26 protein-coding genes and 1 pseudogene are annotated in these 17,750 nt (G+C 64.7%); 15 read left to right on the forward strand and 12 right to left on the reverse strand.

The annotated features are described in order from the left end of the window. The first annotated feature begins 77 nt into the window (after positions 1-77). From SUTH_RS19750 to SUTH_RS17375, 8 genes are read left to right on the forward strand one after another with little or no spacing between them, the layout of a single operon-like run. Positions 78-341: a hypothetical protein gene (locus tag SUTH_RS19750; RefSeq protein ID WP_041101048.1), complete on the forward strand. Its 264-nt coding sequence runs from the start codon at positions 78-80 to the stop codon at positions 339-341. Next, positions 338-754 (forward strand): type II toxin-antitoxin system VapC family toxin, encoded by a 417-nt coding sequence (locus SUTH_RS17345; protein WP_041101050.1) that lies wholly within the window; start codon positions 338-340, stop codon positions 752-754. The genes SUTH_RS19750 and SUTH_RS17345 overlap by 4 nt, the downstream gene beginning before the upstream one ends. Continuing rightward, on the forward strand, positions 751-1,311 hold the full coding sequence (locus SUTH_RS17350; protein WP_052473757.1) for a lysophospholipid acyltransferase family protein: 561 nt from the start codon (positions 751-753) through the stop codon (positions 1,309-1,311). Before SUTH_RS17345 ends, SUTH_RS17350 begins: the two co-directional genes overlap by 4 nt. Beyond that, positions 1,308-3,215, forward strand: coding sequence for an ATP-binding cassette domain-containing protein (locus tag SUTH_RS17355; protein ID WP_041101052.1), 1,908 nt, complete (start codon positions 1,308-1,310; stop codon positions 3,213-3,215). Before SUTH_RS17350 ends, SUTH_RS17355 begins: the two co-directional genes overlap by 4 nt. Beyond that, positions 3,216-4,427, forward strand: a complete 1,212-nt coding sequence (gene ppk2 / locus SUTH_RS17360; RefSeq protein ID WP_052473758.1) for a polyphosphate kinase 2 — start codon at positions 3,216-3,218, stop codon at positions 4,425-4,427. After that, a complete protein-coding gene (locus SUTH_RS17365; protein ID WP_041101054.1) occupies positions 4,428-5,063 on the forward strand; it encodes an FMN-binding negative transcriptional regulator in 636 nt (211 codons plus the stop codon). Beyond that, entirely contained in the window at positions 5,060-6,247 is a 1,188-nt protein-coding gene (locus SUTH_RS17370; protein ID WP_041101056.1) for a class I SAM-dependent methyltransferase, read from the forward strand. Before SUTH_RS17365 ends, SUTH_RS17370 begins: the two co-directional genes overlap by 4 nt. A gap of 21 nt (positions 6,248-6,268) precedes the next feature. Then, positions 6,269-6,658, forward strand: a complete 390-nt coding sequence (locus tag SUTH_RS17375) for an MliC family protein (protein ID WP_052473759.1) — start codon at positions 6,269-6,271, stop codon at positions 6,656-6,658. Positions 6,659-6,813: 155 nt separating this feature from the next. Here the strand turns inward: SUTH_RS17375 and SUTH_RS19755 are convergent, their stop codons facing one another. From SUTH_RS19755 to SUTH_RS17390, 4 genes are read right to left on the reverse strand one after another with little or no spacing between them, the layout of a single operon-like run. Further along, entirely contained in the window at positions 6,814-6,969 is a 156-nt protein-coding gene (locus tag SUTH_RS19755) for a hypothetical protein (RefSeq protein ID WP_171817401.1), read from the reverse strand. Between the two features lie 34 nt (positions 6,970-7,003). Further along, positions 7,004-7,798 carry a response regulator gene (locus SUTH_RS17380; RefSeq protein WP_171817402.1) on the reverse strand — a complete coding sequence of 265 codons (795 nt, stop codon included), beginning with the start codon at positions 7,796-7,798 and terminating at the stop codon, positions 7,004-7,006. A gap of 19 nt (positions 7,799-7,817) precedes the next feature. After that, positions 7,818-8,288, reverse strand: coding sequence for a hypothetical protein (locus tag SUTH_RS17385; RefSeq protein WP_041101060.1), 471 nt, complete (start codon positions 8,286-8,288; stop codon positions 7,818-7,820). A gap of 47 nt (positions 8,289-8,335) precedes the next feature. Then, entirely contained in the window at positions 8,336-9,265 is a 930-nt protein-coding gene (locus tag SUTH_RS17390; RefSeq protein ID WP_041101062.1) for a LysR substrate-binding domain-containing protein, read from the reverse strand. A 92-nt stretch (positions 9,266-9,357) separates the two neighbouring features. Between SUTH_RS17390 and SUTH_RS17395 the strand changes: the two genes are divergently transcribed. Next, entirely contained in the window at positions 9,358-9,687 is a 330-nt protein-coding gene (locus SUTH_RS17395) for a DUF2917 domain-containing protein (protein ID WP_041101064.1), read from the forward strand. Here the strand turns inward: SUTH_RS17395 and SUTH_RS17400 are convergent. The 5 genes and pseudogenes from SUTH_RS17400 to SUTH_RS17420 form a co-directional block, all read right to left on the reverse strand. Beyond that, complete coding sequence (locus tag SUTH_RS17400) at positions 9,676-10,152, reverse strand: acyl-CoA thioesterase (protein WP_084207493.1); 477 nt, start codon at positions 10,150-10,152, stop codon at positions 9,676-9,678. The two genes, SUTH_RS17395 and SUTH_RS17400, sit on opposite strands and share 12 nt — an antisense overlap. 65 nt (positions 10,153-10,217) lie before the next feature. Then, a complete protein-coding gene (locus SUTH_RS17405; protein ID WP_197539617.1) occupies positions 10,218-10,403 on the reverse strand; it encodes a hypothetical protein in 186 nt (61 codons plus the stop codon). Between the two features lie 91 nt (positions 10,404-10,494). Continuing rightward, complete coding sequence (locus tag SUTH_RS17410; protein ID WP_041101067.1) at positions 10,495-11,772, reverse strand: AmpG family muropeptide MFS transporter; 1,278 nt, start codon at positions 11,770-11,772, stop codon at positions 10,495-10,497. 64 nt (positions 11,773-11,836) lie between these two features. Continuing rightward, positions 11,837-12,136, reverse strand: a complete 300-nt coding sequence (locus SUTH_RS17415) for an addiction module antidote protein (RefSeq protein WP_041101069.1) — start codon at positions 12,134-12,136, stop codon at positions 11,837-11,839. A 154-nt stretch (positions 12,137-12,290) separates the two neighbouring features. Continuing rightward, a pseudogene (locus tag SUTH_RS17420) lies at positions 12,291-13,166 on the reverse strand (integron integrase); the annotation flags it as partial. Positions 13,167-13,599: 433 nt separating this feature from the next. On the opposite strand from SUTH_RS17420, the gene SUTH_RS19180 reads away from it, so the two are divergent. Next, complete coding sequence (locus SUTH_RS19180; protein ID WP_171817403.1) at positions 13,600-14,007, forward strand: Ivy family c-type lysozyme inhibitor; 408 nt, start codon at positions 13,600-13,602, stop codon at positions 14,005-14,007. A 72-nt stretch (positions 14,008-14,079) separates the two neighbouring features. Here SUTH_RS19180 and SUTH_RS19760 read toward each other — a convergent pair whose 3' ends face one another. Then, a complete protein-coding gene (locus tag SUTH_RS19760) occupies positions 14,080-14,253 on the reverse strand; it encodes a hypothetical protein (RefSeq protein ID WP_041102560.1) in 174 nt (57 codons plus the stop codon). A 150-nt stretch (positions 14,254-14,403) separates the two neighbouring features. Here SUTH_RS19760 and SUTH_RS17430 point away from each other — a divergent pair, with 150 nt between their 5' ends. The 5 genes from SUTH_RS17430 to SUTH_RS19765 all read left to right on the forward strand — a co-directional run bounded on the left by SUTH_RS17430 (position 14,404) and on the right by SUTH_RS19765 (position 15,846). Continuing rightward, positions 14,404-14,730, forward strand: a complete 327-nt coding sequence (locus SUTH_RS17430; protein WP_041101073.1) for a type II toxin-antitoxin system RelE/ParE family toxin — start codon at positions 14,404-14,406, stop codon at positions 14,728-14,730. Beyond that, a complete protein-coding gene (locus SUTH_RS17435) occupies positions 14,723-15,040 on the forward strand; it encodes a helix-turn-helix domain-containing protein (protein ID WP_041101075.1) in 318 nt (105 codons plus the stop codon). The genes SUTH_RS17430 and SUTH_RS17435 overlap by 8 nt, the downstream gene beginning before the upstream one ends. Beyond that, complete coding sequence (locus SUTH_RS17440; RefSeq protein ID WP_041101077.1) at positions 15,037-15,219, forward strand: hypothetical protein; 183 nt, start codon at positions 15,037-15,039, stop codon at positions 15,217-15,219. Before SUTH_RS17435 ends, SUTH_RS17440 begins: the two co-directional genes overlap by 4 nt. A gap of 28 nt (positions 15,220-15,247) precedes the next feature. Then, entirely contained in the window at positions 15,248-15,562 is a 315-nt protein-coding gene (locus tag SUTH_RS17445; RefSeq protein WP_197539618.1) for a DUF1330 domain-containing protein, read from the forward strand. Positions 15,563-15,675: 113 nt separating this feature from the next. Beyond that, positions 15,676-15,846: a hypothetical protein gene (locus tag SUTH_RS19765; RefSeq protein WP_171817404.1), complete on the forward strand. Its 171-nt coding sequence runs from the start codon at positions 15,676-15,678 to the stop codon at positions 15,844-15,846. Between the two features lie 22 nt (positions 15,847-15,868). On the opposite strand, the gene metW is transcribed toward SUTH_RS19765, so the two are convergent. Together metW and metX are read right to left on the reverse strand one after the other, a co-directional pair. After that, positions 15,869-16,462 (reverse strand): methionine biosynthesis protein MetW, encoded by a 594-nt coding sequence (gene metW, locus SUTH_RS17450; RefSeq protein ID WP_041101079.1) that lies wholly within the window; start codon positions 16,460-16,462, stop codon positions 15,869-15,871. Continuing rightward, positions 16,459-17,577: a homoserine O-succinyltransferase MetX gene (gene metX / locus SUTH_RS17455; RefSeq protein WP_041101080.1), complete on the reverse strand. Its 1,119-nt coding sequence runs from the start codon at positions 17,575-17,577 to the stop codon at positions 16,459-16,461. Before metX ends, metW begins: the two co-directional genes overlap by 4 nt. Between the last annotated feature and the right edge of the window lie 173 nt (positions 17,578-17,750).

The raw sequence follows: 17,750 nt of genomic DNA on the forward strand, positions 1-17,750 counted from the left end.
AATGAATTGAATCGCCCGCTTGCGGCAAGGCGCGTCTTGTATTACAGTTAATACAGAGCTCTTTCAGGAACCCCATCATGACCACCACCGTTCGCCTTCCCCTCCGCGTTGAACAGGCGCTGGCGACGTATTGCGTTGAAACGAAGCGCACCAAGTCGGAAGTGATCGTCGAACTGCTGGAGCAGCGATTCACGGGCACCGATACCGAACGAACGCCTTACGAACTGGCGCGGGAAGCCGGCTTCATCGGCTGCTTATCCGGCAAAGGCGCTGGGGTGGCGCAAGCGGGCGGCACCAAGGAACGGGTCACCGCAGCCATTCGCAAAAAGCACGCACGGTGAGTTCCATTCTGGTCGATACCGGTCCGCTGGTGGCGCTGGCGGACAAGCGCGACAACGCCCATCTCGACTGCAAAATCTTTCTCGAAGCCTATCGCGGCCGGCTGGTCACGACTTGGGCGGTACTCACCGAGTTCTCGCACCTGGCGCCATCGATTGCGGCGACGCTGCCGCTGTATCGATGGATCGACAAGGGCGGCTTGGAGTTGCTGCCGCTGGGTCGCGACGAACTGGTGCGCGCCATCGACTGGATCGAGAAATACGCCGACCGGCCGCTGGACCTTGCCGATGCCTCGCTGGTGGTGGCGGCCATGGCCACCGGCATTCACACGGTGTGGACGCTCGATCGCAACGATTTCGAAACCTATCGCCTGCCCGGACGCAAGCGCTTCCATCTCGCGGCAATGGACAGATGAGATTCCTGCGCGGCCCTGCCCGCTTCATGCTCAAGCTGCTGGGCTGGAAGCTGATCGACCTGCCGCAACGACCGGCGAAGGCCGTGGTGATCGCCTACCCGCACACCTCTAACTGGGATTTCCCGGTGACGCTGCTGGCGCTCGCCGCGCTACCCTATGGCGCGCAATGGGTGGCCAAGGACACCCTGTTTCGCGGCCCGCTCGGCCCGGTCATGCGCGCCCTGGGCGGCGTCGCGGTTAACCGGCGCGAGCGCACCGGCTTCGTCGAGCGCGTCGCCGAAGAATTTCGCCGCCGCGACAACTTCCACCTGATCATCGCCACCGAAGGCACGCGCCGCCTGCAGGCCGGCTGGAAATCCGGCTTCTACCGCATCGCCATGGCGGCCGGCGTGCCGGTCATCATGGCCGTGGTCGATTACGGCAAGCGCGAGGTCGGCCTGCTGTCGACCATCGCACTGACCGGCGACGAAGCTGCCGACATGGCGCGCATCGCCGCCTGTTACGAGGGCCGCACCGGCTATCACCCCGAAAACGCCTCACCGATACGACTTCTATGATTCTTCTACGCGATCTGGGTTTTTCCCGCAACGGCGAGGCGCTGGTCACCGGCGCTTCGCTGCAACTGCATCCGGGCTGGAAGATCGGCCTGATCGGCGCCAATGGTTGCGGCAAATCCTCCTTCCTCGGACTCCTGCGCGGCGAGTTGCACGCCGACCGCGGCGACCTCGAACGCCCGCCCGGCTGGGTGCTGGCCCACGTTGCCCAGGACACCCCGGCGCTGCCCGATGCGGCGCTGGAGTTCGTGCTCGACGGCGACACCGAACTGCGCCAGATCGAACGCGACCTCGCCGCCGCCGAGGCGCATCACGACGACCACCACGCCGGCGAACAGATCGGCCTCTTGCATTCGCGCCTCGGCGAAATCGACGGCTACGCGGCGCCGGCGCGCGCGGCAGCGCTGATGCACGGCCTCGGCTTTTCCGACGAGGACTTCCGGCGCCCGGTGGCGGAGTTCTCCGGCGGCTGGCGCGTGCGCCTGAACCTGGCACGCGCCCTGATGTGCCGCTCCGACCTGCTGCTGCTCGACGAGCCAACCAACCACCTCGACCTCGACGCCATCATCTGGCTCGAAGCCTGGCTGAAGGGTTATGCCGGCACGCTGATCCTGATCTCGCACGACCGCGATTTCCTCGACGTCGTCACCAGCCACATCCTCGCCATCGAGGCCGGCAAGATGCAGCTGTTCACCGGCAACTACTCGGCCTGCGAACGCGCGCGCGCCGAGCGCCTGGCCAACGACCTGGCGCTGGCGGCCAAGCAGAAGCGCGAGGCGGCGCACCTGCAAAGCTACATCGACCGCTTTCGCGCCAAGGCCTCGAAGGCGCGGCAGGCGCAAAGCCGGATCAAGATGCTGGCGAAGATGGGCGATATCGTTGCCGCCCACATCGACACTCCCTTCAGCTTCAGTTTTCCGGAACCGACCGGCTTTTCCGACCCGCTGCTGCTGGTGGACGACGCAAAAGTCGGCTACGGCGAGACGACGATATTCGAGAAACTCAGATTCACGCTGCGCCCCGACAGCCGCATCGGCCTGCTTGGGCGCAACGGCGCCGGCAAATCCACGCTGATGAAACTGCTGGCCGGCGAATTGCAGCCGCTCTCCGGCGTGCGCGAGGCGGGACGCAACCTCAAACTCGGCTATTTCGCCCAGCACCAGCTCGAACAACTGCGCCCGGCCGAATCGCCGCTGTGGCACATGATCAAGCTGGAGCCGCGCACGCGCGAGCAGGATCTGCGCAACTACCTCGGCGGTTTCGACTTCCGCGGCGACATGGTCGACGCGCCCTGCGGCCGCTTCTCCGGCGGCGAGAAGACCCGCCTGGCGCTGGCGCTGATGATCCGCACCGCGCCCAACCTGCTGCTGATGGACGAGCCGACCAACCACCTCGACCTCGAAATGCGGGAGGCCTTGACCATCGCCCTGCAGGAAACCGAGGCCGGCATGGTGCTGGTCTCGCACGACCGGCATCTCCTGCGCGCCACCTGCGACGAGCTCTGGCTGGTGGCCGACGGCAAGGTGACGCCCTTCGACGGCGACCTCGACGATTATGCCGAATGGCTGGCGCAGGATCGCGCCGCGGAGAAGAAGGGCGGCAAAGCCAACACCGCGAAGGAAAAGTCGGTCGTCGCGGCACCCGCTGCGTCCAAAGAGTCGGCGCTGGCGGTACGGCGGCCATTGCTCAAGGAATCCGAGAAACTCGAACAACAGCTCGCCGAATGGCAAGGCGAACTGAAACTGCTGGAAACCCGGCTCGCCGACCAGTCGCTGTATGCCAGCCCGGAAACCCGCCTGCTTGAAGATCTCACCTTGCGGCAGAATCTGTTGACGCAGAATATCGAGAAGGCAGAATCACGCTGGCTGGAGATTCACGAACTGCTGGAGAGCACCAAGGAGATTTGAATGGCAGCGAAAGCGACGACCCCGAAGCGGCCCCCTGCCGTGAAAGCCAAGGCAAAGCCCGCGGCCCCGGCCAGGGCCGCCGCAAAACCCGCCGCGAAGCCCGCCACCAGCGCGCCGGCAATCCCGCGTCCGCGGCGACCGGCATCCGGCGACGTCACGCCGTCCCACACGAAAAAGGGCATCAAGGATTTCGTGATCAAGGACCGCTCTGACGCCGCGCGCGATTCGAAGATGGAGGCGGTGCGCGACATCATTTCCCATGCGAAACCCGGCGAGGGCGCCAAGCTGGCGAAGGGCCTCAAGGCCGTGGTCGAAGGCGCCTCGCCCGACGACATCGAGGCGCTCAAGCAGGCCCTGCTGCAGCGCGAAGTCGCCGCCAGCGAACATCCGGACGAGGAGCTGGCGCCGAACTGGCGCGAAGGCGGCTATCCCTATCGCCACCTGATGACGCGACGCAATTACGAGAAGCAGAAATACCATCTGCAGGTCGAGCTGCTCAAGCTGCAGGCCTGGGTCAAGGAGACCGGGCAGAAGGTCGTGATCCTGTTCGAGGGCCGCGACGCGGCGGGCAAGGGCGGCGCCATCAAGCGCTTCATGGAGCACCTGAATCCGCGCGGCGCAAGCGTCGTCGCGCTGGAAAAGCCGTCCGAAGTGGAACGCGGCCAGTGGTATTTCCAGCGCTACGTGCAGCACCTGCCGACCGCCGGCGAGATCGCGCTGTTCGACCGCTCCTGGTACAACCGCGCCGGCGTCGAGCGCGTCATGGGTTTCTGCAGCGACGTCGAGTATCAGGAATTCATGCGGCAAACGCCGGAGTTCGAGCGCACGCTGGTCAGGAGCGGCGTGCATCTGATCAAGTTCTGGTATTCGGTGTCGCGCGACGAACAGCGGCGCCGTTTCAAGGAGCGCGAAACCCATCCGCTCAAGCAGTGGAAGCTGTCGCCGATCGACCTCGCCTCGCTCGACAAGTGGGACGACTACACCAAGGCCAAGGAAGCGATGTTCTTCCACACCGACACCGCCGACGCGCCATGGACCGTGATCAAGTCCGATTGCAAGAAACGCGCGCGGCTCAACGCGCTGCGCTACGTGCTGCACAAGCTGCCCTACACCAACAAGGACGTGCAGCAGATCGGCACGCTCGACACGCTGCTGGTCGGCCGCGCCCACATCGTGTACGAGATCGGCGAGAAATCCAGCGTAGTCATCTGAATGTACCTGCCCGCCCATTTCGAGGAAAGCCGCGTCGAGGTGCTGCACGCGCTGATGGTCGAGCATCCCTTCGCCACGCTGCTGACGCAGGGCGCGGGCGGGCTGGAAGCGAACCACCTGCCCCTGCACCTCGAAGCCGAAGCCGGACCGTTCGGCGTGCTGCAAGGGCACGTCGCGCGCGCCAATCCGCTATGGAAACAGGCGGCGGACAGCGAGGTGCTGGTGGTCTTCCACGGCCCGCAGGCCTACGTCACGCCCTCGTGGTACGAAACCAAGCGCGAACACGGCAAGGCGGTGCCGACCTGGAACTACGTCGTCGTCCATGCCCACGGCCGGCTGCGGGCGATCGACGATGCGGACTGGCTGCTCGGCAACCTGGAAGCACTGGTCGCGCACCACGAAGCCGGCTTCGCCGAGCCCTGGCAGATCGGCGATGCACCGCCCGAGTACATCGAGAAGATGCTGGCGGCCATCGTCGGCATCGAGATCGAGATCACCGAACTCAAGGGCAAGTGGAAGACCAGCCAGAACCAGCCGCCGGCCAATCGCGCCGGCGTGGTGGCCGGACTGCGCGAACTCGGCACCGACGAAGCGGCGGCGATGGCCGGGCTGGTTGCCGGCACCCTGAATCCATGAACCTGAAACCAGCCGAGCTGCCCGAACCCTCGGCCGATGCGCGCACCGCGAGCGCGGCCCTGACGCGCATCATCGCCGCCGAGATTGCCGCGTGCGGCGGCTGGATGTCCTTCGCCCGCTACATGGAGCTGGCGCTGTACGCGCCGGGCCTCGGCTACTACTCGGGCGGCTCGCACAAGTTCGGCGACTATCACGAGGGCGGCGACTTCCTCACCGCGCCGGAACTGACGCCGCTCTACGCTCAGGCGCTGGCGCGGCAAGTGGCGCCCATCCTCGCCGCATCGAGCCCCGTGGTGATGGAGGCCGGTGCCGGCAGCGGCAAGCTGGCGGCGGACCTGCTGCTGGCGCTTGACGCGCTGGGCTGCGCCCCCGAGCGCTACCGGATCCTCGAACTTTCCGGCGAATTGCGCGCGCGGCAGCAGGCGACGCTGGCCGAACGGGCGCCGAAGTTCGCCAACCGCGTCGAATGGCTCGACGAATTGCCGGAGAAGTTCTCCGGCTGCCTGGTCGGCAACGAAGTACTCGACGCCATGCCGACCCATGCCCTGCGCTGGGGCGACGAAGCAGAAGGCGGAATAGTCGAACGCGGCGTCGGCCTCGACGACGGCCGCCTGGTGGTGGCCGAGCGCCCCGCCACCGGCGCGCTGCTGGCGGCGGCGCAGACCATGCCGGTGATCGCACCCTACCGTGGCGAGATCAGCCTCGCGGCGCGGGCCTGGGTGTCCGAGCTGGCGCGGCGCCTGGAAAAAGGCGCGATGCTGCTGATCGACTACGGCCTGCCGCGTCACGAGCTTTACCACCCGCTGCGCGATGGCGGCACGCTGCGCTGCCATTACCGGCATCGCGTGCATGAAGACGCCTTCTGGTTTCCCGGCCTCTCCGACATCACCTCGCACGTCGACTTCACCGCCGTGGCCGAAGCCGGCTTCGATGCCGGGCTGGAGGTGCTGGGCTACATCAGCCAGGCCAACTTCCTGATCAACTGCGGCATCGGCGAACTGCTGTTGCAGGGAGTCGGCGCCGGCGGTACGGCGAATCCCGACCAGTTGCGTGCACGCGGCGCCGTCAATGTGCTCATCTCCCCCAACGAGATGGGCGAACTGTTCAAGGTGATTGCGCTCGGACGCGGCGTGCCGGGGCCGTTGATCGGATTCAGCCGCGGTGACCGCGTCCATGCCCTGTAAATATCCAGACGGAGAACGAGAATGACAAGAACACTGAAATGCCTGACGGGCCTGGCCTGCCTCTCGCTGCTGGCCGGCTGCGGCGATATCAACGTCAGGAAGTACATACCCTTCACCGGCGATGCACCGCAAGAGCGTTCGCGCACGCCGGCCAATGCCATCGAGTACCAGTGCAGCGCCGGCAAGCGCTTTTACGTCCGCACGCTGGAAGGCGGCGCGGCCGTATGGCTGATCCTGCCGGAACGCGAAGTGCGGCTGAACAAGCTCGGCGCCGGCGCCGACATGCGCTACAGCAACGGCATCGCGGTGCTGGAGATCAGCGGCAACACCGCAACGCTGACCGACGGCGCGGCGGCCACCTTCACCGGCTGCAAGACGGGCGGCAGCGAAGCGCCGGCTTCAGCCAGGTAAAAGCGTCAAGCTATTTTCCGCAGATTTCGCAGATTAAAACGCGGCGATTCATCGGGGCGGATGTGGTCGCCGGCACACCCGATAGGTGATGAGTAATGTGCCCCAAGGCCGTTGGTCCATCTGCGAAATCTGCGGATCAATTGCTTTTTAAAGCTTCAGAGGCAGGCCTGCTCCAGTGCCTTCTCGCACTTGTCGCAAAACCCGTCGTCGCCGACCGGGCCGGGCGTGCCGCACCTGAGGCAGACCGTCTGCTCCGGCGCCGGCGGATTCGCGGCGGGGTCGGGTTCGGGAGTATTTGCAGCATCGTTCATTGACAGGCTCCTGATCGAGTAACGTCGGCCCGGCCTAGGGCTTGCCGAGCGCCTTGCGCACGGCCGCAATCAGCTTGGCCGCATCGACCGGCTTCAGCAGATAGCCGGCCACGCGCTGCGACAAGGCTTCCTTGACGATCTCGCCTTCGGCACGGGACGTCGCCATGATCACGCGCAGATCCGGATGGACCGCGCGCAGGCAGCGCAACACATTGAGGCCATCCAGCTCGGGCATGTCGACGTCGAGAAACACCAGGTCGGGCCGATGTTCCTCGATCGCCACCAGGCCCTGCATGCCGTCGCCCGCTTCGGCCACCACCTCGACGTTCTCGCCTCCGAGCAGGGTCTTGAGCAAGCCCCGGACTTCGGCGTCGCCATCGACGATGACGCAGCGCCGACCCGACGATTCCGCCGCCGCATCTGCTGGCCGGTCGTCGCGCGGCTTCCTGACAATGGCGATCTGCTCGAAGGTTTTCAGGATGCGGCCGGGATTCAGCGGCTTGGTCACATAACCGATGGCGCCGAGGGAAAACGCCTGCTGTATCAGCGCCTGATCCTGGTTGCCGCTGACCACCAGCACGGTCGTGTCGAGACCGGCTTCCTTGATTTCGGTCAGAACCGCCATGCCGTCCATGACCGGCATCATCATGTCCAGCAACACCACATCGGGCTTCATCTGCCGGATCAGCGTCAGCGCCGTTTTGCCCTCGGCCGCTTCGCCGACCACGTCGTGCCCGTCGGCCTTGACGATGCCGCGCAGCGCCGCCCGCATCGAGGCGTTGTCATCCACCACCAGAACGGTCAAATGACGCTTTTTGGCATTGGACACCGGAGAGCCCTCCAGTCCGTCAGTCGCAGCTTGCCTTGCAGGCCGCCGGATCGGCCGCGCAGTTGCCGGCCTCCAGCTTGCACTCCGCCCGCGTCCGCCAGGTGAAGCTGATGCCTTCGCCATAGCCGCACACCAGCTGGGTCATCTTGCCCTGCTTGCCGACCCTGACGGCGGAAACCCTGGCCGCCTTGACGCTCGCCGGGGATCGGTCGCAGGAAACATAGGCATTGAACACTCCGTCCGCCGATTCCCACAAGGCCACGTTCTTCAGCTTGCGGTAGCGCTGGTAATCGGTACAGACGTCGGTGTCGCCCCGGTAGGCCTTGCCGTCGTCGCTGCAGTAACCGGTAAAGGTGTATTTCAATTCCTCCTCGGCGGGACAGGCGGCGACCTGCACCGCCGTGGCCAGGTCGGGACAGGACACCGTGGCGGCCATGCCGGGCACGGCCAGCGCAAGGCCCAGCAGCAGGACAGGCAATTTCGACTTCATGAAGAGTTCTCCAGAACAGTGTTCCCGGCCAAGTGGCATCGCCTATTTTACGGCGTAGCGCCAGGCCCGTCCGGATCGGCCTGCCGGGCCAGCCACTGGCGAAACGGCTCGACCGCCGGATTCGTCGCGGCCCGGTCGGCCAGCAGCAGGTAGTAGGAACGCGGATTGGAAAAGCGCTGCGGCAGGGGCGCCACCAGCTTGCCCTGCTTCAGCAGGTCGGCCACCAGCGCCAGCGATGCCAGCGCGACGCCCTGCCCATCGACCGCGGCGCGGATGCTCGGCTCGTACTGGTTGAAGGCGATGCTGCCGGCCGGCCGCAGATCGGGAACGCCGGCCATCTCCAGCCATACCGGCCACGACAGCCACGGCCGGCGCTGCTTGTCGTCCTCGTACACCAGCAGGATGTGATGCGCCAGATCGGCGGGCTTCGCCAGCGGCTTGCCGGTTTTTTTCAGCAAGGCCGGGCTGACCACCGGCAGCACCGTGTCGCCGAACAGGCGCAAGGCCGCAGCCGGCGCGTTGCGGTCCTGCAGGTAGCGCACCGCCGCGTCGAAACGGCCGCGCTCCAGATCGACCAGCCGCGTGTCGGCCGAAATGCGGATGTCGATGCCGGGATGGCTGCGGCGGAAATCCGCCAGGCGCGGGATCAGCCAGAAGCTGGCAAAGGCCTGCGTGGTCGCCAGGGTGACAGTCGGCTCGTCGCCGCCGCGCAGTTCGGCCGCCGCCGCGCGCAGCTCGGCAAAGGCGGCCTCGGTGGCCCGCTGCAGGCGTTCGCCCGCGGTGGTGAGCGCCAGCGCGCGCGTCTTGCGCTCGAAGAGGCGTGTCGCCAGCGCCGACTCCAGGGCGATCACCTGTTTGCTGACGGCCGATTGCGTGACGAACAACTCCTCGGCGGCGCGGGTAAAGCTCAGGTGACGCGCGGCGACCTCAAAGGTGCGCAAGGCGTCGAGCGGCGGCAAATCGTGCTGCTTATGCATTCCATTTACTCATGTATATCAGGCCGCGAACTCGCTGGTCGGGCGGGCCTGCCGGGGCAATAATCCAATCGCCCCACCCTTGAGGAACCATCATGGATGCCACTGAATACCTCGTTTCTTCACTGCTTTGCGGATCGCAGGAAAGGCGCCGCGCGCAGTTCGCGGCACCCGCCGCCAGCCATGCTAACGGATTCCGTTCAGAAATGCACACCATCGTCGAGCGGGCACTGGCGAAGAACCAGTTGCTGGTCGTGCCCGATGCCGACATCAGCCTGCTCTGCCTCGAAGGCGAGCTTTGGCTGACCCGTGACGGCGATAGCGAGGACTACATCCTCGGCCCCGGCCAGAGCTTCGACGCGCGACGCGGCGACCGGATCGTGGTGCAGGCCTTGCGGACCAGCCGATTGAAACTAAACGCCTGAAACCATCAGGCGTTCGAGGCAGGCCCGGATAGCGGGCGGGATCGCCGTCGGCTTGACGTCGTCGCGGCCGACGAAGACATGCACGAACCAGCCCGTGGCGGCCGGCGCATCCTCGCCGGCGCGGAACAGCGCGATCTCGTAGCGCACCGACGACTTGCCCAGGTGCGCCACGCGCAGGCCGGCGGCGATGGTCTCGGGAAAGGCCAGCGGCGCCAGGTAGCGGCAGTGCGACTCGACGCAGTAGCCGACCACGCGACCGGCATGGATGTCGAGCCCGCCCTCGCGGATCAGGTACTCGTTGATGACCGTGTCGAAGTAGCTGTAATAGACGACGTTATTGACGTGGCCGTAGACGTCGTTGTCCATCCAGCGGGTGGGGATGGTGAGGAAGTGCGGGAAATCGGCGCGGCCGGGAGGTGTGGAAACCGCGGTTGAAACCGCGGCGGGCGTGGGGACGGAACTCATCGTGCGCTTCCTGAAGATCGAAGCGCGCGATGATACCAACAGGAGCTAGCGGTAGGTGCCGGCGCTCACTGCTGGTTGCGGTACATCGCGGCGAGAAATGCATCCGCATCGACGTCATTCGACGTCGCGGCACGATGCTGAACCTCCTGCAAGCCCAGTTGCAACTCGGGCTTGGCCGGCGTCCACTCGGCGTTGAGGACTTCATCCTCGAACGCTCCGAATTCATCCTCGATGAGTTTGCCTGTACTCATGTCCATCACCATTATCATCGCCGTCTCCCGTAGTGGAACCGTGCGCTTCAGAGCATATAACGTCGATGGCGCGGGAAAGTTGAACGCAGCCTCAAATTCTTTCGCCGCTGTTGTTTTGGCGCGACGCCGGCGCGTGCCACGGCGCCACCCGCAGCAGCAGCACCATGCCCGGCACCGCCAGCGCGGCACACAGCAGGAAGAAGGCCAGCCAGCCCATCTGCTCGACCAGGTAGCCGGTGGTGGCATTGATGAAAGTACGCGGCACGGCGGCCAAACTGGTGAATAGGGCCAGTTGTGTCGCTGTGTACAGCGGATGGGTGGCGCGGGCGATGAAGGCGACGAAGGCCGCCGTACCAAGGCCCACGCCCAGCGCCTCGAAGCCGATCACCAGCGCCAATTGGGCCAGCTCGGCCGCGCCCACCGTTTCGTGGCGGCCGATCCAGGCCAGCCAGGCGAAACCGAAGATCGACACCAGTTGCACCACGCCGAACAGCCACAGCGCACGGTTGATGCCCAGCTTCACCATCCACAGCCCGCCGATCAGGCCGCCGATCACCGCCGGCCACAGCCCGGCATTCTTCGCCACGATGCCGATCTGCGACTTGGCAAAGCCCATGTCGAGATAGAAAGGTGTCGCCAGCGCGGTGCACATCGAATCGCCCAGCTTGTAGAGAAAGATGAAGCCGAGGATCAGCAGCGCCTCGCGCAGGCCGGCGCGGTTGATGAACTCGTGGAAGGGTTCGACCACGGCATCGCGCAGCGTCTTCGGCGCATTGCCCGCCACCGCCGGCTCGCGTGCGAACAGGGCGAGCGCCATGCCCGGCAGCATAAACAGCGCGGTGATGACGAACACCTGCAGCCAGGGCAGGCGGTCGGCCAGGATCAAGGAGAGCGAGCCCGGCACCAGCCCGGCGATGCGATAGGCATTGACATGCACCGAGTTGCCCAGGCCCAGCTCCTGCTCGTTCAAAATCTCGCGGCGATAGGCATCGAGCGCGATGTCCTGCGTCGCCGACAGCAAGGCCACGGCGGCGGTCAGCCAAAGTATCGGCACGATCTCGCTGCCGGGCGCGAACAGGCCGAGCGAGGCGATCGCCAGCAGCAGGCCGATCTGCGTGATCAGCATCCAGCCGCGCCGCCTTCCCAGCGGCGGCGCGTAGCGGTCGAGCAGCGGCGACCAGAGGAATTTCCAGGTGTAGGGAAACTGGATCAGCGCAAAGAGGCCGATGGTCTTGAGGTCGACGCCTTCCGAACGCAGCCAGGCCGGCACCAGGTTCAGCAACAGGTAGAGCGGCAGGCCGGACGAGAAGCCGGTGAACACGCAAATCAGCATGCGCCGGGTGAACAGCGCGGCAAGCCAGGGCGACATCAAGGCTGGTCCGGCGCGGCGTTAACTCGACGTGCGCAATCGAACAAGGAATCCGGCATCCCTATCAGCCGCGGCTGGCTTCGGCATGCAGCTTCAGCCCCAGCGCCCCGATGACCTTGAGGATGGTGTCGAAGCCGGGAGTCCGTTCGCCGGAAAGCGCCTTGTACAGGCTTTCGCGCGACAGCCCGGCGTCCCGCGCCACCTGCGACATGCCCTTGGCACGCGCGATATCGCCGAGCGCCTTCGCAATGAACGCAGCATCGCCGTCGGCTTCCTCGAAGCAGGCTTCAAGGTAGGCCGCCATTTCCTCGGGAGTTCTGAGATGTTCGGCGATGTCGTAGCGGGTGGTCACGGTCTTGCCCATGGTGCTTACTCCGAAACGCCTTCGCCCACTGGCTCGACATCTCCGGGGTTTCCAGCAGCAAGCCGTTCGATTCTTGCTTGAACGCGCGCTCTGGCCTGAAGATCGCCGAGTGCATCAAGCCATCGAGCGAAAAGCTCGGTCTTGCGAACTTCGATCACGATGCAACTGTAGCCGATGGGCTACACTCTGTCAATGCCATGCGATCGATGGGACTGACCACGCCGCGCCCTCCCTTGTTCAGCACGTGGGTGTAGATCATGGTGGTGGCGACGTCGCTGTGGCCGAGCAGTTCTTGTATGGTGCGGATGTCGTAGCCGGCTTCGAGCAGGTGCGTGGCGAAGGAATGCCGCAGGGTGTGCACTGTCACCGGCTTGCGGATCCCCGTCAGAAACGTCGCGTCGCGAATCGCACGTTGCAAGCGCTGTTCGTACAAATGATGGCGACGCTCGATGCGGCTGCGCGGATCGACGGACAGTTCGGGCGACGGCCAGACCCAGAACCAGGGCCATGACACCGCGGCTTGCGGCCACTTGCGCGCCAACGCATCGGGCATCTCGACCCCGGGCCGACCTGCAACATGGTCGTGCTCCCACACCGCTCGCGCATGGGCGATCTGCAGGCGCAAGGGCTCGGCCAGCGCTACCGGCAGCATCACCCTGCGATCCTTGCCGCCCTTGCCCTCGCGCACGACAATTTCGCGACGGTCGAAATCCACGTCCTTGACGCGCAGGCGCAGCGCCTCCATCAGACGCAAGCCCGTTCCGTAGATCAATCGGCCGAGAACCGCCATCGTCCCTTCCAGCGCAGCCAGCAGCCGCGCCACTTCGGCCTCGGACAGCACCACCGGCACCCGCTGCCGCGCCTTGGGCCGCAGCATGTCATCCATCCAGGGCAGGTTGGTTTCCAGCACCTCGCGGTACAGGAACAGGATCGCCGACAGGGCCTGCTTGTGCGTCGAGGGCGCCACTTCGCGCTCCGCCGCCAGCCACGACAGGAAGGCAGTCACCTCCGGCGCGCCCATGTCACGCGGGTGCCTTCCGCTTGCCTGCTGCCGCGCGGTACGCTGGTTTCGGCTTCTATCCGTCCGGCGTCACGGGTTTGCCGGTGGCCTACTGTGCTCCGTTCTCGTTTGCCTTCGCTTGCCGCGCTGACGCTCACGTTCTCCTCGCTCGGCACTTCGCTTTGCCGCGCCCGCTCAGTTGTGGGCTGCGCTCGCCGTGTTGCCAGCGCCGACTTTCAGCTACCCAAGGCACCGCTTGTGGTCCGTTCAAGTCCATCACTCTTTGTGCCCTCTGCCGGGCGCTGGGTCGGCGCGCCTCGCGGTCATTGGCCCCATCACCGTGTCACCTCGGGTTCGTGCCCCAACCCGCCGGTCAACCTCGCTCCCTTCGGTCGCTGGACGCTGCGCGATAAAACCGCGCAGCGCCGGTTACCTGCACGTTATGCGTCTTAGATTCGCTCCGGTGTCCAAGACATTTCGCTCTATTGCCGTTGCTCACGGCTTGCTACTCTCTATATCGGCAACTGCTGCCGACTATCCCTGGACCTTACTGAAGTCGCCAACGTTCAAGACCGCCTATTTCAAGATGCTCGGCCCCAACCAGAATGCTCCTTGGCTGAGAAAGCTTCACGGCCCCAGCGCTCCCGTTGAGTATGTGCAACTCGTATCACGAAACGAAGAGTTCGTTCTACTTGATGTCTGCAAACCTCATGACTGCGGAAACACTAACGCCCTTATTCTTTACTCTGAAGCCCGGGGCGCAGCCTTTGCCTTGCTATTCACCGATGGCACCGCGAAGTATCTTGGCTCTCCACCAGATGATGTGAAGGACACTCTTTCACATCACTTTGAAAAACGGCGCTCAAAGTAGCCGCATAACATGGCGCTCAACCTCGCTCCCTTCGGTCGCTGGACGCTGCGCGATAAAGCCGCGCAGCGCCGGTTAGGCGGATGCGCCGGTAACGTCGTTCTTGTAGCGGGCGTCGAAGCGGGAGACGTCGAGCCGGTGATCGACCAGGTAGTTCAGGGCATGCTCGAAGGTACCCGGATGCAACTGCCGGTCGAGATCGACGGCAATGAAGCGCGGGCTGGTGTCTATCTGCTTGTAGCGGGCCATGATTGCTCCTTCGCAAGAACTTATGCTTGGAGTATTGATATTCCATTTGGTTCACGGCAGGATGCGTGGATGAAAAGACTTTTTCTACAGCTTCGTTGGGCGTCAGAAGAGCACCTTGATACGTGTTCTCGTATTTGCTAACATTCGATTATGTCTTTCGAGATCGAGTACTTCCACGAGCGGGTGCTTCACGACGTTGAGTCGTGGCCTGTGGACGTCCTAGCCGACTACGCACGCTTGGTTGAACTGCTAATCGAACACGGACCGAGTCTCAGGCTCCCGCACTCGCGAGCCTTTGGTGACGGCTTGTTTGAGCTTCGGCCTCGCGGTCGTTCCGGCATTGGTCGAGCGTTCTACTGCTTTCTCGTTGGCAAACGGGTTGTCGTCCTGCACGCCTTCATAAAGAAGTCTCAGGAAACACCCGACCGAGAATTGAAGTTAGCGCGAAAGCGCATGAAGGAGGTTTCAAATGGCTGAACTGAAATTCAAACCCGTCCGCCATTCGCACAAGGAGTTTCTTGCGAAGGCAGCAACCCGCAAGGGGTTCGTCGAAGCCTATGACGCCCTTGCTCTTGAGTACCAGGTTGCCGGCCAAATGCTCAAGGCGCGTTCTCGTGCCGGCCTGACGCAAGACGCCGTTGCTGAACGAATGGGAACAACCAAAAGCGCGGTTTCGAGGCTCGAATCTGCTGGAAAGCATGCCCCGTCGCTCGCAACGCTCAAACGGTATGCGCAAGCTGTCGGTTGTGAACTTCAAGTAAAGCTCGTACGGCAGAGGGCGGCATGACGCCCAAAATGACGGCAACGATTACGCCTCTCCGAAAAACCGACACCGAGTCTCATCAACTCATTGAGCGTTGGCTGAATGGCCCGCCCTACGGTATCGTTGAGCATGTGTTCGACGAAAATGATTTCGGCTCACTGTACGAGAGTGAAGCCGTCGTTCCAGGGGGCGCTGCGCGATGAAGCCGCGCAGCGCCGGTGTGGACTCGCTATGAGTGAGGCGCGGCCCAGCCCATCCATCAGCACGGCTTGCCTGGTCGGCCACATCACGGTAAAGGATGCCGCACTGTGGGCCGAGTATCGCAGCCGGGTGCCGGCGACGCTGGCGCCCTGGGGCGGCGAGCTGCTGCTGCGCGGCAAGCGCTTCGCGGTGCTGGCCGGCGAGCACCGGCACACCGACGTGGTGGTGATCCGCTTTCCGAACCGGGCGGCGCTCGATGGCTGGCATGCGTCGGCTGCGTACCAGGCGCTGATTCCGTTGCGGCAGCAGGCGGCGGACGTGGTTCTGCTGGCCTACGAGGAATAGCGGCCAGCTGCGGCCGTGCGGGCGCCGTGGCACGGGCGCTGGAAGAATTGGACGTGGACTGCCGTACAATCGGACCATTCGACCATTCATCCATTCCCTGACAGAGGCCTCCGATGGCAAAACCCAATTATTCGTTCGAGAAGCGCCAGCGAGATCTGGCCAAGAAGGCCAAGAAAGAGGAAAAGCGCCTGCGCAAGGCCGGCACAACTGCGAATCCGGAGGCTACGGAAACTCCCGAGCCGGCCGCGGTGCCTCCGGCAGCGGAAGTAAAGACGGTTCCCTGAACTTTCCGAGCCTGTCCGTCGCTCAGCGGCCGAGCCGGTAGACGGCAAGGCTGCCGAGGAAATTGGGCTCTTCGGTCACCAGCCGGCCGGCTTCGTCGAGCACCTGCCGCTCGCGGATGACCAGCTTCATTTTCGCGCACAGCGATTCGAAATCGAGCAGGGTGAAGAAGCGCAGGTTGGGCGTGTCGAACCACTCGTAGGGCAGGTCTTCGGACACCGGCATGCGCCCGCCCATGACCGCGAGGCGGTTCTTCCAGTAGGCAAAATTCGGAAAGCTGACCACGGCCTCGCGCCCGACGCGCAGCATTTCGGCGAGGATGCGTTCGGTGTGGCGCACGGTTTGCAGGGTGCGCGAGAGCACGACGTGGTTGAAGGTCTGGTCGTCGAAGCCGGCGAGGCCCTGCTCCAGGTTGCCCTGGATGACGTTGATGTCCTTGGCGATGGCGGCCAGCACGCCGGCTTCTTCGAGTTCGACGCCGTAGCCTTTGGCGCCGCGCTCCTCGATCAGGCGCTTCAACAGCGAGCCGTCGCCGCAGCCGAGGTCGAGCACGCGCTCGCCGGGCTGCACCCAGCCGGCGATGAGGTCAAAGTCCGCTCGTTCGAGAGGCTGTGTCATAGTTTCACCCGCTTCAGGTAGGTGTCGACCACGGCGTGGTAGTGCGGCTCGTCCATCAGGAAGGAGTCGTGGCCGTGGGCGCTGTCGATTTCGGCATAGGCGACGGCCTGCCCGTTATGCACCAGGGCATGCACGATCTCGCGCGAGCGTTCCGGCGAGAAGCGCCAGTCGGTGCTGAAGGCGACCACCAGGAATTTGGCTCGGGCGCGCGCCAGTGCGCGGGCGAGGTCGTCGTCGAAATCCTGCGCGGGATCGAAGTAGTCGAGCGCCTTGGTCATGCGCAGGTAGGTGTTGGCGTCGAACACGCCGGCGAACTTGTCACCCTGGTAGCGCAAGTAGGATTCGATTTCGAATTCGACGTCGAAGCCGTAGCTGCCGGCGCCGGTGCGCAGCCGCCGGCCGAACTTCTCGGCCATCTGGTCGTCGGACAGATAGGTGATGTGCCCGAGCATGCGCGCCAGGCGCAGGCCGCGCACGGGGCGCACGCCGTGCTCGTAGAAGTGGCCGCCGTGGAAATCCGGGTCGGTGAGGATGGCCTGGCGCGCGACGTCGTTGAAGGCGATGTTCTCGGCCGACAATTTCGGCGCCGCGGCGATGACGAGGGCATGGCGCACGCGATCGGGGAAACTCAGCGTCCATTGCAGCGCCTGCATGCCGCCGAGGCTGCCACCCATCACCGCGGCCCAGGCGCCGATGCCGAGGTGGTCGGCCAGCCGCGCTTGCGCATCGACCCAGTCTTCGACGGTGACCACCGGGAAATCGGCGCCCCAGGGCTTGCCGGTGGCGGGGTTGGTGCTGGCGGGACCGGTGGAGCCGTGGCAGCCGCCGAGGTTGTTCACGCCGACGATGAAGAAGCGCTCGGTGTCGAGCGGTCGGCCGGGGCCGACGATGTTGTCCCACCAGCCGATGTTGGCCGGATTGCCCTCGGTGTGGCCGGCCACGTGATGGTGGCCGGACAGGGCGTGGCAGACCAGGATGGCGTTGGATTTCGCGGCGTTGAGCGTGCCGTAGGTTTCATACACCAGGTCGAAAGCGGGCAGCAGGCCGCCGCCCTTGAGTGCGAGGGGCTGGGTGAAGTGCGCGATTTGCGCGCTGACGAGGCCGACACCTGACATTACGGATTCCTGAAAACAGCAACGCCCGCGAGCGCGTAAAACAAGCGATCCGGGCGTTGTAACTTCCGTCTCGCTTAGCCGTATTTGTTGCGCGCCCGCAAGCTGAGTCAAATTGGCGCGATGGATGAACTATGCCGCGCGGCGCTGGCCTTGTCAATCGGCCCGGTGCGTTT

The sequence above is a fragment of the Sulfuritalea hydrogenivorans sk43H genome, assembly GCF_000828635.1.
Lineage (GTDB): Bacteria > Pseudomonadota > Gammaproteobacteria > Burkholderiales > Rhodocyclaceae > Sulfuritalea > Sulfuritalea hydrogenivorans.